This is a genomic window from Thermoleptolyngbya sichuanensis A183 (genome assembly GCF_013177315.1).
GTDB lineage: Bacteria > Cyanobacteriota > Cyanobacteriia > Elainellales > Elainellaceae > Thermoleptolyngbya > Thermoleptolyngbya sichuanensis.
Genome location: NZ_CP053661.1, coordinates 321,383 through 340,510 on the forward strand (window position 1 = coordinate 321,383; position 19,128 = coordinate 340,510).

Here is a 19,128-nt window from a genome sequence, read left to right on the forward strand (position 1 = left end):
GTTCTCCCCCATGCCCGAACTTCCCGAAGTAGAGACAGTCCGCCGAGGGCTAAACCAAACGACGCTCAGCCAGCCCATTGTCGGGGCGGATGTGCTGCTCGATCGCACGATCGCCCATCCCGCTTTACCCACTGAGTTCGTTGCAGGGCTACGGGGGCTGGCGATCGCCCAGTGGCGGCGGCGCGGCAAGTATTTGCTAGCAGAATTGGTGGACGCAGCCAACCAGCCCGCTGGCTATCTCGGTGTGCATCTGCGGATGACGGGGCAGTTGCTCTGGGTGGCGCAGGATGCTCCATTGCAAAAGCACTGTCGAGTGCGGCTGTTTTTTCCAGAGAACCGAGAACTGCGGTTTGTGGATCAGCGCACCTTTGGGCAACTGTGGTGGGTTCCGGGCGATCGCCCGCCGGAATCCGTCATCACCGGACTGCAAGCCCTTGGCCCAGAGCCGCTTTCCGACGATTTTTCGGTAGACTATTTTGCCCGGTGGCTACGCGGCCGCCAGCGCCCCATTAAGAATGCCTTACTAGACCAATCCCTCGTCGCAGGCATTGGCAACATCTACGCCGACGAGGCCCTGTTTCTCAGCGGTATTCGCCCGCAGACCCTCTGCGCCCGACTGAAGCCGAAGCAAATTCAGCGGCTCCACCACGCCATTCGAGACGTGCTGCAAACGGCGATCGCCAACAAGGGCACCACCTTTAGCGACTTTCGTGACGTGCAGGGCATCAATGGCAACTACGGCGGCGTGGCCTGGGTTTACAACCGCGACGGCGAACCCTGCCGCGTATGCAACGCCCCGATCCTGCGGCTCAAGATGGCCGGGCGATCGGCGCACTATTGCAAGGCGTGTCAGCGGTGATGGTCGAGTCTGGCTTGTTAAACGGGCGATTCGCTCAGCGTCTCAAACAAATCCGACAGCACGACATTGGAGAATAGGAAGCCCTCTGGGTCGGTCAGGCGAATACGGGAGGGCGTTTGATCGACCCAGCCGCGCTGAACGTAGGGTTGCAGGCAAGTGAGAATGCGGGCGATCGCCCCCTTGCCAAACTCCAGTTCTAGCCTAAGCAGATCCAGCCCGTCGGCCAGGCGCAGCCCCAGCATCAGCGTATCGAGTAGCCGTTCTTGGGGGGGCGTGGTGGGATGCGCCAGCCTGCCGCCTGCGGCCTCTAGCGTTTCCACCCACTGGAAATATTCGCGGCGGGTGCGGGGACGGCTAAAGCGCTGATGGTTCACGTAGCTGGCCGCGCCCATGCCAAAGCCGTAGTAGGGGCGATTTTCCCAGTAAACCCGGTTGTGGCGACACGAGTAGCCGGGGCGGGCGTAGTTCGAGATTTCGTAGTGCTGGAAGCCGCGCTGGGTCAACACCTGCTGGGCGAGGCGATACATCTGGGCGGTGGCTTCGTCGGTGGGGAGGGGCGCTTCGCCGGGCCGATAGCGCTGGGCAAAGGCCGTGCCCGGTTCCACCGTGAGGTCATAGATAGACAGGTGGGCGGGATCGAGGGCGATCGCCCGATCTAGGTCTTCCTGCCAGCGCTCCAGCGTCAGGTGCGGCAATCCCGAAATCAAGTCCAGGCTGTAGTTATCTAGCCCAGCGCGACGAATCAGGTCTACCGCCAGGGGAATGTCTTCTGGCCTGTGGGTGCGGCCGCAGGCTTGCAGCGAGTCTGCCTGAAACGACTGCACGCCCAGGCTGATGCGATTGACCCCAGCGGCCCTATAGCCCTGGACATAGCTCAGGTCAAAGGTTCCAGGGTCCATTTCCACTGAAATTTCTGCCTGCGTCGCAATGCCGAAGTGCTGATCGAGCCTCGTCAGCAGCCGATCGACCTGCGCCACCGACAGCAGCGAGGGCGTGCCACCCCCAAAGAAGACGGTTTCCAGCGGCGATCGCCCGTCTTGCCCAGTGATCAGGATTTCTCGCTCCAGCACCTCGACATACTGGGCGATGGTTCCCGATGTTTCGCCACGAGCGCGATCGCCCACCACCGAAATCGGGAAGTCGCAATAGAAACAGCGGCGACGGCAAAAGGGAATATGGAGATAGGCCGCCGTTGGAACTTCGTCTTGAGGTTTGGCTTTAGAAGCAGCAGGCGAAACTGTTGCGATCTGTTGGGCTGCCATTGCTAGAGGAATCTTCCGGTGTAAAATCGGGCGATATAATGGGCCTGTGAATGGGCCTGCGCGTGACGTGCTAACCCGCTGCATCGAGCTTACGACAACTTCCAGGCTGGCTATCCTGACGAGTCTCTCATCTGGCGACCGCCCCTCCGTGCGCCCCTCCGTCCGCTCGTCCTCTTCACTCTCCCCTCACCCGCAGTTCTCTCGTAACTTCGTGACCGCGACCTCTGACCGCGCCGCCTTTTCTCCAGCGTTTCACTGGAACCTATGCTTGACGCAATCATCATTCTTTCATTCATTGTAGCGGGCGCAGGGATCGGCTATTTCAGCGTCGATTTGCTGCCGATGGACGCGCTCGACCAGGTGACGAACCGCGAGGGACTGGGCTTGGTGACGGGTGGCTTTGGCGGGCTGCTGGGGCTGGCACTGGGGCTGGTGGCGCAGACATCCTATCGGCGCGTCGAGCGGCAGGTGCGCGAAATGCCGGTGGATATGCTGCTCAGCCGTTCAGTGGGGCTGGTGCTGGGGCTACTGGTGGCGAACCTGCTGCTGGCTCCGATTTTTCTGCTGCCCATTCCCACAGAATTTGCCTTTATCAAGCCACTGGCCGCGATTTTGGGCAGCGTAATTTTTGCCTTTTCGGGGGTAAATCTGGCGGATGCTCACGGGCGATCGCTCCTGCGCCTGATCAACCCCAACAGTGTTGAAACGCTGCTAGTGGCTGAGGGTACGCTCAAGCCCGCTGCGGCAAAAGTGCTAGACACAAGCTGCATCATCGACGGACGCATCGAAGACATCCTGGCGACAGGCTTTATTGAAGGGCAAATTCTAGTACCGCAGTTTGTGCTGCAAGAGCTTCAGCAGGTGGCAGATGCCTCCAGCGACCAGAAGCGGGTGCGCGGGCGGCGCGGGCTGGATATCCTCAACCGCATCAAGGAAGCCTATCCCGACCGCATCGCCATCCACCCGGCCGACTATGACGACATTCCCACCGTTGATGCCAAGCTAGTGCGGCTGGCGCAAGATATCAACGGAATGCTGCTGACCAATGACTACAACCTCAACAAGGTCGCCAGTTTGCAGCAGGTGCCCGTGCTGAATATCAATGACCTGGCCCAAGCGATCCGCCCGACCTATCTGCCCGGAGACACCTTCGACCTAAAGATTTTGAAGCAGGGCAAGGAACCCGCGCAGGGCGTGGGCTATCTCAACGACGGCACGATGGTCGTGGTGGAGGAAGGGGGCGACTATATTGGCGATGAAATCTGCGTACTGGTGACGGGGGCGCTGCAAACGTCGGCGGGGCGCATGATCTTTGCCCGCCCGGAGCAGTCTTCGGCGGTGCCACGCGGATAGCACAGGACGAAAGTTTCGCTGCAAGTCTCGCTGTCAAAGGTTGATCGAGTGAGTGAATAATGGCAAAAGATCGAGCGGCTGGGTCATCGCCAAAGGGCCCGTCAGGAAACAGTCTGGCGAGCTTTTTGGGCGATCGCGCTGACGAATGGCAGCCCCAGCTTGCGGCTGTTGCCCGCCGATTCAACCAGGAATATCAGCGAGAGCCGTTTGACCTGCCCGCCGAAGTGACCGAAATGCCCATTTACCAGGAGTGGCAGGCGGGTCTGCTCACTGCAAAAATCGCCTCGCCCTTTTGGGACGTTGCCCAGCCCAAAAAGCAGCAGCGCTGTCTGGACATTGGCTGCGGCGTGAGCTTTCTGATCTATCCCTGGCGCGACTGGGAGGCTGTGTTCTATGGGCAGGAAATCAGCCAGGTGGCGCGAGACACGCTCAACGCCCGCGGTCCCCAGCTCAACTCCAAGCTGTTCAAAGGCGTGCAGCCTGGCCCGGCGCATCAGCTTCAGTACGAAGCGGATCAGTTTGACCTGGCGATCGCCACTGGGTTTAGCTGCTACTACCCGCTGGACTATTGGAAAGCCGTCCTGACCGAGGTGCAGCGCGTCCTCAAACCCGGCGGCATGTTTGTGTTCGATGTTATTGATCCCGATTCACCCCTGGCCGAAAACTGGGCCATTTTGGAAACTTATCTGGGAGCAGAGGTGTTTCTGGAACCCCTCAGCACGTGGCAGGACTTGCTGAAGACCCACAAGGCACAGGTGATGAAAAAACAGCCCGGTGAACTCTTTTATCTCTATCGGGTCAAGTTTAGCTAAGGGTTTTTGATCAGCAGGTGCAAAAACAGAGGAGTTTGCGTATGATAGCAGTGATTGATACACTAACATTTGATTTGCATATTAAAAAGACTGACTACCATAACTTATGCCAATGAATAAACGAAGAAACTTTATTTAGGGGGTGACACCCCTCATCCCTGAGATGGCATAATGTGATAAGTAGATGCACCCTGATGGTTGGGAGGGCTACCCGTAGTCCCTCCTTTTTTTGCGTTTTTTGCATTTTTTGTGTTTTTTGCGTTTTTGCCCTTGAAGCCCCTTGCCGCAAAGCCCTGACCCGGTCAGCAAAGCATACTCATACCGAGTTCGATTTAGCTAGAATAGAGGCAAGTCGATACAGAGGTTAAAAAGGTTAACGCAATGGTCAAAATCGTGGGGATTGCTGGGAGTTTGCGTCCAGGTTCCTATAGTCACAAAGCACTGGCGATCGCCGCCGAGCGAGTCCGGGCGTTAGGAGCCGAGGTAGAAATTCTGGATCTGCGATCGCTCCATCTCCCTTTTTGCGATGGCGGCGACGACTATTCCGACTATCCCGATGTAGCCCGCTTACAGCAAGCGTTTCGTCAGGCAGACGGCATCATTCTGGCAACCCCGGAATATCACGGCAGCGTCAGCGGCGTGCTGAAAAATGCCCTCGATTTGATGGGCTTTGAAGAATTTACCGACAAGGTAGTGGGCAACATCAGCGTCCTGGGTGGACAGCCCAATAGCAACGCGCTCAACGACCTGCGAACCATCCTGCGCTGGGTTCACGCCTGGGTGATTCCAGAGCAAGTGGCGATCGGGCAAGCCTGGAAAGCGTTTGATGCTGAGGGCAACCTGAGTGATGAAGCCCTCTCCAAGCGCTTTGATGCCTTTGCTAAAAGCCTGGTCGAAAACACCCGAAAGCTCCGCTCCGTCGCTGTATCGGCTTGAGCCAGTCCCTCAGCAAGTTTCTGAGCCAGTTTCTGAGCCAGTTCGAGATGGGGGGTCAGGTTCTGGAGCAACGTCTCACTCCTCACCCCGGCCCCCTTGGCATCGGTCTAAGAGGATGTTTGAAAAGTCCTACTGTTTGTAGCAAAGCGTGCAAGATCCCCCTAAATCCCCCTTCAAAAGGGGGACTTTAAGGCGGTTTCCCCCCTTGTTAAGGGGGGCTAGGGGGGACCTCTGAGTGCTTAACATTACAGTCGATACCTTTTCAAACACCCTCTAAGCCTCACTGCTATTGGAGAAGTATTCCGACACTCTGAAGGTCGGCGTGGCTTCCAACTGCTTCATCATGGAGCGAGTAATCAGCTTGCCCTCTTCCACCAGCACTTGACCCGTAATCGGGTGCAGCAGGTTTTGCTCTGCCCGTCGCCCGATCAGCACCTCAATGTCTTGCAGCGAGTTGATATACATCCCGGCCGGTAGCTCGACGGTGACCCCGTTGCCCTGGACGCGGGCCTGGCAGGCAAGGCGGGAGTTTGGGCGGCAGGTGGTAATGACTTCCAGGGTCCGCTGTTCTCGGCGGTTGATCGGCGAGAGCTGGTTCATGCCTTCAGTGACATAGACATGGCAGGTGGCGCACATGCCCCGTCCGCCGCATTCACGTAAGACATCCAGATCTTTGTTAATTAAAACAGAGAGCAAGTTGCCGTTGGTTTCGACTGAGGTTTCTTGAGCAATCGGTTCCAGGCGGACAGTTTTAGCCATGACGGGGTCTCCAGAGGTTAGCGATCAAAACGGAAAGCAGAGGAAAAAAGTACACAGAAAGTCCGCAGAAAGTCCGCAGAAAGTACACAGAGCTAACACAAGGTTAAAGGGGCTATGCTGAGGCAGGCATCGCTCTGAGTCAGGGAAATTAAGGGCGATCGCCCTTCAGGAATATCGCATCTCTCTAGCGAAAAGAACCTAGAGGGATGACAGCGCCAGAAACGCCTTTTGGCGATTGTCCAGCACGCCCTGATCCAGCAGCGTCGAAAAGTCCCGCATCACGCGAGAACACCGCTGGATAAAGGCGCGAGTCCAGTCTTGAACTCCCTGCTGCTGCTCATCGCTGAGGGTCTGCAACAGGGCGGGCACGTCGCCTGTGTAGGTGATCCGGGCAGTGCGATCGATTTCAAAATTGCCAAGCCACTCCATCGCCGGACGGCTCGATCGCCAGTAGTTGGCCACGACCGTCGGCCCCAGATAGTGCGTGGTGAACTGGCTGATTTGATTCACCGCAGTCAGCAGTTCCTTGAGCGTGGGCGCAGGCGCATCGGGGAGCAACGCCGCAGCACCCGCAGCATCTTCAGAAACAGGCGACGACAAAACCGGATCGCGGGCAATAGACTCTGAAGAAACAGGTGGGGGCGCGGGAACTCTCTCAGGCTGAACAGGGGACGAAGGGGGACTGTGCCACGGGGCAGCAGGAAGGGGAGCGGAGGGAGCGGAGGGGCCGGTTGGGCCAGTGGGCTGCCAGTAATTTTGGTTCGACAGAGAGAGGTTGCCTGCGAGTAGGCGAAAGGTGGCGATCGCATTGGTCAGATCATGCTTTAGCTCTGCCCGCAGTTGATGAATGAGCGGCGCATAGGTTGCCAAGACTAGCTCACCAGTCGCCAGCACCAGCAAAATCATGCCGTGATCAAATTTGTAGATATAGGCACGATGCCCGCTAAACTGAAATTCAAAATACTCAAATCCAGGGGGTGTCGTTTGCACGACTTGCTGAATCCCCTGGGCTAGCGCCTCTTTCTGCTGAAAGTTGAGGGTTTGATCAACCCCAAAAAAGTAGGGTCGCGATCGCCCATCCATCAGGGCAATCCCAGCGACACCGGGTTGATTCAAAAACTCTTGGACGACCTCCCGCTTCATAAGTTGCTCTAATGCTGCTCTAATACTAAAGGATTCCTAAAGTGGCGCTCTCAGGCAGCGCAGGTCATCAAATCGATACGTTAAGGTTCATTAAAAAATCTAGCCTGATTTAGCTTGCCTCAATTTGCCCAACTTTTTCGCCTTTTTCTCACAGGATGTTGTTTACTGAATGTTTATCTACGCCGATGCACTAGAAAGGGACATTCTGTAGTCCAATGATGTCAGGTGTGGTCAAACGCACAAGACCCACGCTCCACGCTCAGGCTATCTGGCTGCGGACTAGCGCTCAAGCGTTTGTCACCCCAAGAGCCAGACGCGCCGCCAAAATCAGGATTTCGGAGAATGCTGTCGGTTTGATCACGTTGCAGAATTGACCCATAAGTAAGGCAATGCTGCACCGCTGAGAGGTTGATATTTGAAAGGGTTGATCATTTTTTCATGCTTCAGGTTCAGACTCCCGGTTCATTCTTTTGTTAGGCTTAGCAGTCATGGCTGACCTTCCTTTCACACTGGATCAGTTACGGATTCTCAAGGCGATCGCCGCCGAGGGAAGCTTCAAGCGAGCGGCCGACAGCCTCTATGTGTCGCAGCCTGCCGTCAGCTTGCAGGTGCAAAACCTGGAGCGCCAGCTAGATGTACCGCTGTTTGACCGGGGCGGTCGGCGGGCCCAGCTCACAGAAGCGGGGCATCTGCTGCTCAGCTATGGCGATCGCATTTTGTCCCTTTGTGAAGAAACCTGCCGCGCCATCGAAGACCTGCAAAACCTCCAGGGCGGGACGCTGATCGTAGGGGCCAGCCAGACCACCGGAACTTACCTGCTGCCTCGCATGATCGGCGTGTTTCGCAAGCAGTATCCCGAAGTCGCCGTCCAGCTTCACGTCCACTCCACCCGACGCACGGCCTGGAGCGTCGCCAACGGGCAGATCGACCTAGCGATTATCGGCGGAGAAGTGCCTCCCGAATTACAGGAATCTTTAGAAATTATTCCCTATGCCGAAGACGAACTAGCACTCATCCTGCCTGCCTATCACCCGCTGGCTCGCCAAGGCATGGTGCAAAAAGACGACCTCTACAAGCTCCAGTTCATCACCCTCGATTCGCAGTCCACAATTCGCAAAGTGATTGATCAGGTTCTCACGCGCAGCGGCATTGAAACGCGCCGCCTGAAGGTGGAAATGGAGCTAAACTCTATCGAAGCCATCAAAAACGCGGTGCAGTCGGGGCTAGGCGCTGCCTTTGTCTCGATTTCAGCGATTGAGAAAGAGCTACAAATGGACGTGCTAAAGCGCACCCGCATCGAAGATGTGGTGGTCAATCGGATGCTGTCGGTGATTGTGAACCCCAACCGCTATCGCTCCAAGGCGGCCCAGGCCTTTATTGAAGAAGTGTTGCCCCAGTTTTCCACCCATGTCCCCAGTCCTGCCCATGACGGTCATGGATCGATGGCAGCAGCGGTGTTGCCCGTCGAAACCTGAGCGTGGGCTGAGGGCGCAGGACAAGAGCCTGCTTTGCCGATTGGACAGGCTGGCAAGTATTCTGCAAATATTCCGCAAATATTCTGGCGGCAGTTTGGCAGGCTGCTTGTCAAGGTTCGGTTTTACCTATCCGGGTTAACCTATAGCTGTAGGGTTCGCGTGTGTTCACCCCTGTCAGCTAGCCGCGCCGTATGGAAGTTTATTGCACCCGTTTTGGCTGTCCCCGCCCGCAAAATCACTTTATGGATCTGGACGATTCAGCAACCCTGCGGACGGTGCAGCAGAAGTTTTGCACCACTTGCGGGATGCCACTGCTGTTGCAGGGGAGATACATCCCGCAAAAGCTGCTGGGCAAGGGCGGCTTTGGGGCAGCATTTTTGGCGCGCGATCGCTACACGCCCGCTATGCGCCAGTGTGTGGTGAAACAGTTTCAGCCGTCGGGCGACCTCAGCCCCAACCAGCTCCAAGTCGCGCAGACGCTATTCCAGCGTGAGGCGGAGGTGCTGGAGCAGCTAGGCAGCAACCATCCCCAAATTCCCAACTTGCTCGCTTTTTTTGAACTGGAAGTGCCCAGCCTAGTGCCAGGAAGGACGGATCGGTTCTTCTATCTGGTGCAGGAATTTATCGATGGCAAAGATTTAGAGCAAGAACTGGAACAACGGGGGGCATTTTCGGAGTCTGAAGTGCTGGAGGTGTTAGAGGAAGTCCTCAAGGTGCTTGACTACGTTCATGCCAACGGCTCAATCCACCGCGATATCAAGCTGTCGAACATCATGCGGCGGCGGGATGGGCGGCTGTTTTTGTTGGACTTTGGCGCAGTGAAGCAGGTGACAGCGGCCGCAGCCAGTACAGGCGGAAAGGCTTCTACAGGGATTTACTCGATGGGGTTTGCGCCGCCGGAGCAGATGCGGGGCGACCAGGTGTATCCGGCGACGGATTTGTATGCGCTGGCGGTGACCTGTATTACGCTGCTGACGGGCAAACAGCCCAACGAACTCTACGATGCCTACAGCAATAACTGGAACTGGCGATCGCACTTGTCCACACCAGTGAGCGATCGCCTAGCCGACGTACTGAACAAAATGCTGCTGCCCACGCCCAGCCAGCGGTTTCAGTCGGCCCAGGAGGTGCAGGATGCACTGGGAGCCGCGTCGCTGGCGCACCATCCCGTGCAGATTACGCAACCCAGCCAGGGCTTCCCGGTTACCGCTGCGCCGCCAGCTACGGGGCAAACGTCTCTGCAATCGGCTCCGTCTACCCCGCCTGCGCCCGTTTCTCCGCCCTCTGCCTCACCTGCGCCCGCTTCTCCGCCCCAGCCTGCTGCCGCCCCGCCCCCCGCGCCGACGGTTGCGCCGTTTTCGCTCATGGAGTTTTTGGGTGGGGCGCTGTTCACGGGTTTTGAGGGCGGGCTAGTGGCGATCGCCCTGCTCAGCCTGCTGGGGACGACGATTGTCAGTCCGGTATTTTGGGTGCCGCTGCTGGGAATCGTGGTGGGGCTGATTTTTGCCCAATCGCGCCGCTGGATCGAGCGCAACGATCTGCTCATCATTGCAGGGATCACGCTGGCGCTGGTGGCGTTTACGCCGCTTAGAAGAGGGCTAGCGATTATTGCTGCGCCGTCGCTACCCAATATTTTCATGTTGGCCATTTTTGCCGGACTGCTGGCCGTTTTCGTCGGAATTATATTCAGACTGGTTTATCTGGCGCTGTCGCGAGTCTTGTAGCGGCGGGTGCATCGCCCTTGTGAAAAAGTATGTCTAGCCAACGGGAAACGGAAACACCGGCATTTGTCCTTTCACTGTTAATCACGCTGGGCGTGGTGATGATGGGGCTGTGGTGGTCGGCAGATCATCTGAAAACGGCGCATTTGCTGTCGGTTAGCACTCGGCCGCGTCCTACAGAGCCAGACGGACTCTCGCCCAACGAGGTGCTAGGGCGCATCAGCAGCGGCGAGCGGCTGTTGATTCAGGCGGGCGCGTCGCCAGAGAAGCATCAGGGCGTGCAGGCGATCGCCGCTGGAAATTCTCGCCAGGCCGCTGCCTACTTTGCCGCCGCGCTCCAATCCACGCCCAACGACCCAGAGGCGCTGATTTACCTGAACAACGCCCAGATTGGCGCAAACCCGGCCTATGTGATCGCCGTCTCCGTGCCCCTCAGCCAGGACTTGAACAGTTCGCTGGAGGTGCTGCGGGGTGTGGCCCAGGCGCAGCAGGAAGTTAACCAGCGGGGCGGCATTGGCGGCGTGCTGCTGCGGGTGATCATTGCCAATGACGAAAACCGTCCTGCTGTGGCAAGGGCGATCGCCCAGGCCTTGGCTGCCAATCCTGCCGTGTTGGGTGTGGTTGGCCACGCCAGCGCCGAGGCAACTCTGGCGGCTGCGGAGATTTACGAAGCGGAGCAACTGGTTGCCATTTCGCCCCTCAGCACCGCCGTTGAACTAGCCCATGCTGGAGCCTATACCTATCGCACCGTGCCCAGCGATTTTGTGACCGCCCGCGCCCTGGCCGATCACTTACTCAACCAAATGAGGCAGCAAAAAGCCGCCGTCTTTTTCGACTCGCGCAGCCGCTACAGCCAGTCGCTCAAGGCAGAATTTGGGACGGCACTCTCTCTCGGCGGGGGGCTAGTGGTGCGAGAAATCGACGTGTCGCAGTCTACCTTTAGCGCCGCAGACAGCATTCAGCAGGCAACGTCCCAAGGCGCGACGGCGCTGGTGCTGCTGACCGATGGCGACCAGCTTGACCGGACGCTGCAAGTGGTGCGGACGAATGGCGGGCGGCTGCCTCTGCTGGCGGGCGGCGATGTATACGCGCCAAAGACGCTGGAGGTGGGCGGGCCGGAGTCTGTGGGCATGGTGGTGGCAGTGCCGTGGCATATTCTGTCTGCGTCGCAGGCGGCGTTTGTGGAGCGATCGCGCCAGCTTTGGCGAGGCGACGTGAACTGGCGCACCGCCACGGCCTACGATGCGGCCCAAACGCTGATTGCTGCGCTGGAGCAGGCCCCGAACCGCGCGGGTGTGCAGCAGGCGCTCCGCTCCCCTGACTTTTTTGCTAGTGGCGCGACAGGAACGGTGCGATTTTTGCCAACGGGCGATCGCAACCAGGGCGTGCAGTTGGTGACAGTGCAGCCTGGCCTGCGATCGGGCTTTGGGTTTGACTTTGTGCCACTGGGCCACGCCCTGCCTGCTGCCCTGCCTGCGCCAGTCCCCCAACCAGTTCCCCAACTAGCCCCCGACTCTATTCCCGTCTCAGCGCCCAGCCCAGCACCGCAACCTTTCCCTGTACCCGCGCCGCCGTCCAATCCTGTAGAAACGCCCGCCTCCGATGCGCCTCCAGCGCCCAATGCCGTCGGTTAGGATACTTCCACACCAATCCCTATGCCTTGGCATGGCATGATGGTGGCATGATAAAGGAGGGGCAGGGCGGCTGTGTCCGCTGGGATGCCCTACTGTGATCCAATAAAGTGATCCAAGAAGATCTTAATGAGTTGGAGCGTTTAGCCTTGCCTACGCTGGGTGTCAATATTGATCACGTCGCCACAATTCGGCAGGCGCGGCGCACGGTGGAACCCGATCCGGTAGCGGCGGCCGTGCTGGCAGAGCTAGCCGGGGCCGATGGCATTACGGTTCACCTGCGGGAAGATCGGCGGCATATTCAAGACCGGGATGTGCGGCTGCTGCGGCAGACGGTGCGGACGCATCTGAACCTAGAGATGGCAGCCACAGACGAGATGGTGGCGATCGCCCTCGACATTCGTCCCGATTACGTAACACTCGTACCAGAACGCCGCGAGGAAGTGACCACCGAAGGCGGCCTCGACATCGCCGGACAAAAAGACCGGATGCTGCACGTCGTCAGCACGCTGCAATCGGCGGGCATTCCCGTCAGCCTGTTCATCGATGCCGATGCAGCCCAGATCGACGCTTCCGCTGCTGTGGGGGCGCAGTTTATCGAACTGCACACAGGCCGCTATGCGGAAGCCCATGACGAGCAAAGCCACGCCCACGAACTGGCGATGCTGGCGCGGGGCTGTGAACGGGCGATCGCCGCTGGGCTGCGGGTCAATGCAGGGCATGGACTCACCTACTGGAACGTGCGCCCCATTGCCCAGTTTTCCGGCATGGAAGAACTCAACATCGGCCATAGCATCATTAGCCGTGCTGTCCTTGTGGGTATGGATCGGGCCATCCGCGAGATGAAACAGGCCATGCTGGGGCTGCCGGGATGAGAAAATGAGCGATGGAGAACAAAGCTACAAGTGCCAGTTTCCTTCTCTTAACCCAATCCCAACCCTTGCTCCAACCCTTTATTCTTCAAATATCCCAATACCTCTCATGACCACCTATCACTTCATCCTGGCCAGTGAAAAATTTTTGCTCCAAGAGGAGCCGCTCGATGAGTCGCTGCGCGAGCGCACTCGCCACTATGCCGAAACGGGCAAAGAAATTGATTTTTGGCTGGTGCGTGAGCCTGCGTTTCTAGAAGCACCGGAGATGAGCGAATTCAAGGCAAAGTGTCCCCGCCCTGCGGTGGCGGTGATTTCGACGAACCCGCAGATGATTACCTGGCTCAAGCTGCGCCATGAATATGTGCTGGTTGGCCAGTTCGAGGCTCCTTCGGCGACGATTCCCGATCCGCTGGCATCGCTGTCGGCGGTCTAGAAGCCGTCTAGAGAACGTTCAAAATTCGATATGAAAAGCACAAAAAACCCCGGATTTCTTTGAAGAATCCGGGGCGATTCACCGTTTTGGAAGGGAACGGATTTCTGTAAAACGCTGTGAATAAACCGCGAATAAACCGCTATGAAGAATAAACCGCTATGAAATAGAGCGATGGCTCAGTCCCTTGGGATAGCTGCTGACCGTGCTCACTGCCATCCGCAACGCATCTGTGCGGTCGGTAAACAGGTGATCGTGGGGCAACAGGTTAAAAACACCGAGCTTTTCCAGACGGCGCTTGACCTTCCCTGCTGCGCCGACCAGATAGACCTGCCGACCCTTATCCACTGCGTCGCGAATCGCATTTTCAATTTCCAGCGAGGCAGTCACGCCCATGTGAGGCACATCGCTCAAATCCATCACCAGCGCGTCGCAGTCTCCCAGAGCGTTGTGCTGGCGGGCGATCGCCTTCGACACCCCAAAGATCATCGGCCCGCTCAGGTAGAACAACTGAACTCGACCGTTTGCCTCGTCCAGCAAGCGCTTTTCTTCATCATTCAGCACCACATCATCATCCGTGTCGCTGATAACCTTGACTTCCTGAGAATGCAGCTCGCTAAGACGCTCGATCGTCAGGATATTCGCAATAAACACACCCACGCCAACCGCCACAATCAAATCCACAAACACGGTCAGCAGCAGCACACCATACATGATGATGGAGCCGCGGGTCGAAACCTTGTGCGATCGCTTCAAAAAGCTCCAGTCCAGAATATCAAGACCGACCTTGAGGGCGATCCCTGCCAACACAGCCATCGGGATTGCGCGAGTGTACTGTGCTGCCCAAAGAACCACGATCAGCAAAATTGCCGCTCGCGTCAGTCCCGACAAGGCCGTTCTTGCGCCCGTTTGAATATTGACCACCGTGCCCATCGTCGCGCCCGCACCCGGCAGCCCGCCGCACAGGCCCGACACCAAGTTGCCAATGCCCTGACCAATCAACTCCTTGTTAGAATCATGCTCGGTACGGGTGAGGCTGTCGGCGATCACCGCCGTCAGCAGCGTGTCAATGCAGCCCAGCATTCCCAGCATGGCTGCGTCCACAATCATCGTGGTGATCAGCCCAGGGGTAAACGTCGGCATCCGCAGGGTAGGCAGACCCATAGGGATCTCACCGATGCGGGGAATGTCGGCATCTGGAAACAGCATCAGCGATGCCAGTGTGCCCACAATCAGCGCTACAAGCTGTGGCGGGGCATAGCGCTTGAGCTTGCGCGGCCATAGAAAAATGATTGCCAGAGTCAATCCACCCAGAATGGCCGCTGCGGGGTTGATGTTGGCCAGCAGTGTTGGCAGACTTGTGACCGTACCCAGCACCCCTCCTTTGGGGGCACGTTGCCCCAGAAATGGCGCAATTTGCAGAATCACTAGAATTACGCCAATGCCCGACATAAACCCCGAAATGACGCTGTAGGGCATGAGCGTAACATACTTGCCCAGCTTGAATATGCCAAACAGGATCTGAAAAATGCCTGCCAACATGACCACCGTAAAGGCCATCGCCAGTCCGTTGTCTGGGTCAGTAGCTACCAGCGAGGCGATCACGGATGTCGTAATCACGGTCATGGGGCCGGTAGGTTCTGAAATCAGCGTCGGCGTGCCACCAAACAGCGCTGCGAAAAAACCCACACAGACTGCGCCGTAGAGTCCGGCAACGGGGCCAGCACCAGAGGCCACGCCGAACGCCAGCGCCAGAGGCAAAGAGACGATAGCGGTAGTCAAGCCGCCAAAGAGGTCACCCTGCAAGTTCCTGAAGTGGATGTGATTGATAATTTGCATAGGGATAAAAATGAGGTAGCTGAAGCAGCAGTTGCAAATTCAATTAATAACATAGCCTCTAGTCTATACTACATATTTCGTTCATAGACTTTGGACTATGAATCAAGCGTATAGCGTTCAATGCTCAACGTAAAGCGCTGACCGATAAAAATTCTTGAGTGTCTCTGAGGCAATGAATTAATAAACAAGATAGACCTAAGTCTATGAACTGAGACTTTTTAATAGAATTAGAACTATGAGTATAAGCGTATAGTGTTCGCTGGATAACGTAAAGCACTGATTGATAAGAATTCCTGAGCATTTCTAAAGTGGTGGGTGAATTCACCAAATCTCTGTCCCTCCAACATCTCTGTCCCTCTAACATCTCTGTCCCTCTAAGCTGGCAACTTATCCTGAGTCGTCGCTGCCCCTTTTATGGTGAAAACGACTATAATTAATTCATGCCTGCTATCCAATGACTACCTGGAAAGTCCGTAAACTGTGCTACAAACTGTTTTTTCTTACCAAAATTCTGAGACTCTGCCCAGGGATTTGTTTGGGGCGATCGCCAATCTCAAGCGCGAACTCAATGCGGTCATCCTGGCGCACTACTATCAAGATCCCGATATTCAAGACATTGCCGACTATATTGGCGACTCGCTGGGGCTGTCGCAGCAGGCCGCTAGCACCGATGCAAACGTAATCGTGTTTGCAGGGGTGCATTTCATGGCAGAAACGGCGAAGATTTTGAATCCGCACAAGCTGGTGCTGCTGCCCGACCTAGAGGCAGGCTGTTCCCTGGCGGATAGCTGCCCGGCCGATGCCTTTGCGGCGTTCAAAGCGGCGCATCCGGATCACCTTGTCGTGTCCTATATCAACTGCACCGCAGACATCAAAGCCCTCAGCGACATTATCTGCACCAGTTCCAATGCGGTGAAGATCGTGCAGCAGATTCCCCCAGATCAGCCCATTCTCTTTGCCCCCGATCGCAACCTGGGGCGCTATGTCATGCAGCAGACCGGGCGCGAGATGCTGCTGTGGCAGGGAAGCTGCATGGTGCATGAAACCTTTTCGGAACGCAAGATTGTGCAGTTGCAAATCGAGCATCCCGAAGCAGAAGTCATCGCCCATCCCGAATGCGAACCCGCCGTCCTGCGCCATGCCCACTACATCGGCTCGACTACTGCGCTGCTCAGCTATTGCCAGAAAAGCAAGAGCCGCGCTTTCATCGTGGCGACGGAACCGGGCATTATTCATCAGATGCAAAAGGCGGAACCCGGCAAGACCTTCATCCCTGCACCGCCGCTGAACCAGTGCGCCTGCAACGAGTGTCCGCACATGCGGCTGAATACGCTGGAAAAGCTGTATCTCTGCATGAAAAACCGCCGACCTGAAATTACTCTATCCAAGGAGATTCAGGCGGCGGCGCTCAGACCGATTCAGCGCATGTTGGAGATGAGCTAGAGATGATGGGCTGGGAGATGATGAGCTAGGGTCGGTGGACAAGGACGCTTAGTGACCAATGAAGTCGCCCAAGTGGCGGGTGAGGCGTTCGATCAGCCCTTCGCTTTGCGACAGGTCGGCGATCGCCTCTTCTTCCACACGCTTCACCGTTTCTGGCGCAAAGCCCAGGAGGTTAACAAGCCGCTGGTAGGCTTCGGCTTCTTCAGCGTTGACGAGTTCTTCATCGGGCGTGCGGGCGCTGGAGTTGATCACGGCATAGCCCAGGCGCAGCACCAGTTCCCGCTCCTCAATCGTTTGCAGCTTGGGAATGAGTTCCTCTAGCGGAATATTTTGCATGACATAATCCCGCAACTCCTTCCGCAGTTCTTCTTTTTGGGGCGCATCGGCTGCAAAGAGTCCGCTAAAGCTGTCGAGCATCACGTCTACTTCTTCTTCGGCGAGGTTGCCATCGGCCCAGGCCATCGCCGCAACGACGCGGAGCAGATTCATTTGACTGGGGCTGATGGACGGTGGCGGCGGTGTCTGTAGCGGCATAGAGATCTCCTCAAGTGTGATGGAGGAATTTTTTCAGACAGTACCACACCCCATTCAGAGAGCCTTGGAGCTTAAGCTTCTTGTCCAGAGTTGGTTACATGGCGTTACACAGCGTTTCCCAGTCGATACTCAACCAGCCCCGCAGAAGTGCCTTTTGAGCATCGTTAGCAGACGGCAAGGGCGTGAGCTTGAAATTGCTGGGGGAGGGCGGGTCGAGAGTGACGGGAAGGGTGCGGAGTTCGTCTTGATGAAAGACCGTGACCTGCACCGTATCGCCGGGTCGGTAGTTTTGCAGGCGATCGCCCAACTGCTCCGCCGACACCCGCAGCCCGTCCAGCGCCAGTAGCTCGTCACCAATGTCGAGGCCGGCTTGCTGGGCAGGAGCGCCCATTTCGATGAACTGAATCATGGTTTTGCCATTTTCGGCGCGGGCAGTGATGCCCAGACTGGGCGGGGCGCTGCTCACGTCGTCGGGTTGCAGACATAGCCCAAACGGATGCAGGTATTCGTCAAAGGGCAATTCTTCGGTGGTGTGCAGCGCGTGGTGGAAAAAGTCGGTGAGGTCAGTTTCGGCAACAGCGGCGATCGCCCCTTCTAGCTCCTCCGGCGTAAAGCCAATTTCATCCCGCCCAAACCGCTGCCACATCAGCCGCATAACATCATCAAGCGATCGCCCGTTTTGGTGCTTGGCGCGAATCTGCAAATCCAGCAGCAGCGACACCATTTCGCCCTTGAGGTAGTAGGAGATCTGGTTGTTGTTGCTATTTGCATCGCGGCGATAGAGCTTGATCCACGCATCAAAACTAGATTCACTCAGCGGCTGCACTTTGCGTCCAGGAATCGTGAGAAACTGCGTGATCTCCTTGCTCAATTCTTTGAGATAGGTCTTTGCATCATACAGTCCCGCCCGAAAGGGGATTGCCAGATCATAAAAGCTGGTCGTCCCTTCGCAAAACCAAAGCGACGACGTGTAATTTTCCGATTCATAATCAAAGACTTCCAGCGCCTTCGGACGAATCCGCTTCACGTTCCAGAGGTGAAAAAATTCATGTGCCACCAACTGCATAAAGCGATTGTATTTCTCCCTGGCTCGAAAGCTGAAACGTCCGTAGTTCAGGGTACAGGAGTCTTTATGCTCCAGCCCGCCATAGCCCTGAGACGACAAATGCAGCAAAAACAGATAGCGCTCATAGGGCAGCCCGCCGAATAGCGCCGCTTCTACTTCCACAATTCGCGTGGTGTCCTGAATTAAATCTGCCGCGTCGTAGTTGCCCGTTCCCCAGATCACCCACTCGTGAGGCTTACCCAGCACGCTAAATGCGTGGCGATCGTGGATGCCCACCTCCACAGGTGTATCCACCAGCGTATCAAAGTCAGCAGCTTCAAAGGTGTTTGCCTCACCCGACACGGCTGGCAGCGTGGTTGCAATTTTCCACGATGGCTTGGGCGGCACGATCGTCACTCGAATGGGCTGACGCTCAAACCCTGGCACAAAGAAGAACAGCGCTGCGCCGTTGAAGTATCCGTGGGTCGTATCGAGATGGTTCGTGCGGACGGTCAGTTCATTGGCAAACACGCGATACTTCAGCGTGATCTCTGACAGGCCGTTTGCGTGAACTCGCCAGTGGTTTTTGCTAATCTTCTCCCATGTCAGTCCAGAGTCTACAGAAAAATCCTGCACATGCCGTGAGTATTCCCGAATCAGGTAGGAGCCGGGGGTCCACACGGGCATTTTGAGATCGAGCGTGGTCTGTTGCCAGCCAGAAACCCGCAGCGTCACCTCGAACAGGTGCGTCTCTGGCTGGGACATGGCGACGGTGTAGTGAAGCTGGACTGTGGTGGCGCTGGCGGTGTAGGGCTGAACTTGAGTAGCGGTCATGGGCAAAATTGGGTTGAAAACGATTGAAGCCGTCAGTGGCTAGACGGGTTGCTGGGCTAGAACGAGCGGCCGGGGTCGCAGATCGCTGCCAGCGAGTTGCTGAGAGCTTTGGCTGAGAGCTTGTTGAGAGCTTGTTGAGAGCTTGTTGAGAGCTTGTTGAGAGCTTTGTTAGTGTGT

The 19,128-nt window shown here is 56.9% G+C and carries 16 protein-coding genes; 10 read left to right on the forward strand and 6 right to left on the reverse strand.

Annotation, left to right across the window (positions count from 1 at the left end):
• Window positions 1-10 precede the first annotated feature (10 nt).
• The gene (locus tag HPC62_RS01440) at window positions 11-859 is read left to right on the forward strand and encodes a DNA-formamidopyrimidine glycosylase (RefSeq protein WP_172353434.1); all 849 of its coding nucleotides are present in this window, start codon (window positions 11-13) and stop codon (window positions 857-859) included.
• A gap of 17 nt (window positions 860-876) precedes the next feature.
• On the opposite strand, the gene hemW is transcribed toward HPC62_RS01440, so the two are convergent.
• Window positions 877-2,121: a radical SAM family heme chaperone HemW gene (gene hemW / locus HPC62_RS01445; protein ID WP_172353435.1), complete on the reverse strand. Its 1,245-nt coding sequence runs from the start codon at window positions 2,119-2,121 to the stop codon at window positions 877-879.
• A 264-nt stretch (window positions 2,122-2,385) separates the two neighbouring features.
• Between hemW and HPC62_RS01450 the strand changes: the two genes are divergently transcribed.
• From HPC62_RS01450 to HPC62_RS01460, 3 genes are all read left to right on the forward strand, one after another.
• The gene (locus HPC62_RS01450; RefSeq protein WP_172353436.1) at window positions 2,386-3,474 is read left to right on the forward strand and encodes a PIN/TRAM domain-containing protein; all 1,089 of its coding nucleotides are present in this window, start codon (window positions 2,386-2,388) and stop codon (window positions 3,472-3,474) included.
• 59 nt (window positions 3,475-3,533) lie between these two features.
• On the forward strand, window positions 3,534-4,286 hold the full coding sequence (locus HPC62_RS01455; RefSeq protein ID WP_172353437.1) for a class I SAM-dependent methyltransferase: 753 nt from the start codon (window positions 3,534-3,536) through the stop codon (window positions 4,284-4,286).
• Between the two features lie 381 nt (window positions 4,287-4,667).
• The gene (locus HPC62_RS01460) at window positions 4,668-5,222 is read left to right on the forward strand and encodes an NADPH-dependent FMN reductase (protein ID WP_172353438.1); all 555 of its coding nucleotides are present in this window, start codon (window positions 4,668-4,670) and stop codon (window positions 5,220-5,222) included.
• Window positions 5,223-5,495: 273 nt separating this feature from the next.
• Here the strand turns inward: HPC62_RS01460 and HPC62_RS01465 are convergent, their stop codons facing one another.
• Window positions 5,496-5,981: a 2Fe-2S iron-sulfur cluster-binding protein gene (locus tag HPC62_RS01465; RefSeq protein WP_068510758.1), complete on the reverse strand. Its 486-nt coding sequence runs from the start codon at window positions 5,979-5,981 to the stop codon at window positions 5,496-5,498.
• 198 nt (window positions 5,982-6,179) lie between these two features.
• Window positions 6,180-7,124, reverse strand: a complete 945-nt coding sequence (locus HPC62_RS01470; RefSeq protein WP_172353439.1) for a hypothetical protein — start codon at window positions 7,122-7,124, stop codon at window positions 6,180-6,182.
• A gap of 488 nt (window positions 7,125-7,612) precedes the next feature.
• Between HPC62_RS01470 and HPC62_RS01475 the strand changes: the two genes are divergently transcribed.
• The 5 genes from HPC62_RS01475 to HPC62_RS01495 all read left to right on the forward strand — a co-directional run bounded on the left by HPC62_RS01475 (window position 7,613) and on the right by HPC62_RS01495 (window position 13,259).
• Window positions 7,613-8,599, forward strand: coding sequence for a LysR family transcriptional regulator (locus HPC62_RS01475; protein ID WP_172353440.1), 987 nt, complete (start codon window positions 7,613-7,615; stop codon window positions 8,597-8,599).
• Between the two features lie 191 nt (window positions 8,600-8,790).
• The gene (locus HPC62_RS01480; RefSeq protein ID WP_172353441.1) at window positions 8,791-10,323 is read left to right on the forward strand and encodes a serine/threonine-protein kinase; all 1,533 of its coding nucleotides are present in this window, start codon (window positions 8,791-8,793) and stop codon (window positions 10,321-10,323) included.
• Window positions 10,324-10,352: 29 nt separating this feature from the next.
• Window positions 10,353-11,954, forward strand: coding sequence for an ABC transporter substrate-binding protein (locus HPC62_RS01485; protein WP_205370275.1), 1,602 nt, complete (start codon window positions 10,353-10,355; stop codon window positions 11,952-11,954).
• A gap of 146 nt (window positions 11,955-12,100) precedes the next feature.
• Window positions 12,101-12,826, forward strand: coding sequence for a pyridoxine 5'-phosphate synthase (locus tag HPC62_RS01490; RefSeq protein WP_172353442.1), 726 nt, complete (start codon window positions 12,101-12,103; stop codon window positions 12,824-12,826).
• 106 nt (window positions 12,827-12,932) lie between these two features.
• Complete coding sequence (locus HPC62_RS01495; RefSeq protein ID WP_172353443.1) at window positions 12,933-13,259, forward strand: MgPME-cyclase complex family protein; 327 nt, start codon at window positions 12,933-12,935, stop codon at window positions 13,257-13,259.
• Between the two features lie 156 nt (window positions 13,260-13,415).
• On the opposite strand, the gene bicA is transcribed toward HPC62_RS01495, so the two are convergent.
• The gene (gene bicA / locus HPC62_RS01500) at window positions 13,416-15,095 is read right to left on the reverse strand and encodes a bicarbonate transporter BicA (protein WP_172353444.1); all 1,680 of its coding nucleotides are present in this window, start codon (window positions 15,093-15,095) and stop codon (window positions 13,416-13,418) included.
• A gap of 480 nt (window positions 15,096-15,575) precedes the next feature.
• On the opposite strand from bicA, the gene nadA reads away from it, so the two are divergent.
• Window positions 15,576-16,538, forward strand: coding sequence for a quinolinate synthase NadA (gene nadA, locus HPC62_RS01505; protein WP_172353445.1), 963 nt, complete (start codon window positions 15,576-15,578; stop codon window positions 16,536-16,538).
• Window positions 16,539-16,586: 48 nt separating this feature from the next.
• Here nadA and HPC62_RS01510 read toward each other — a convergent pair whose 3' ends face one another.
• Both HPC62_RS01510 and HPC62_RS01515 read right to left on the reverse strand, forming a co-directional pair.
• Entirely contained in the window at window positions 16,587-17,072 is a 486-nt protein-coding gene (locus tag HPC62_RS01510; RefSeq protein WP_172353446.1) for a tellurite resistance TerB family protein, read from the reverse strand.
• 94 nt (window positions 17,073-17,166) lie between these two features.
• Complete coding sequence (locus tag HPC62_RS01515; protein WP_172353447.1) at window positions 17,167-18,951, reverse strand: M61 family metallopeptidase; 1,785 nt, start codon at window positions 18,949-18,951, stop codon at window positions 17,167-17,169.
• Window positions 18,952-19,128 lie beyond the last annotated feature (177 nt).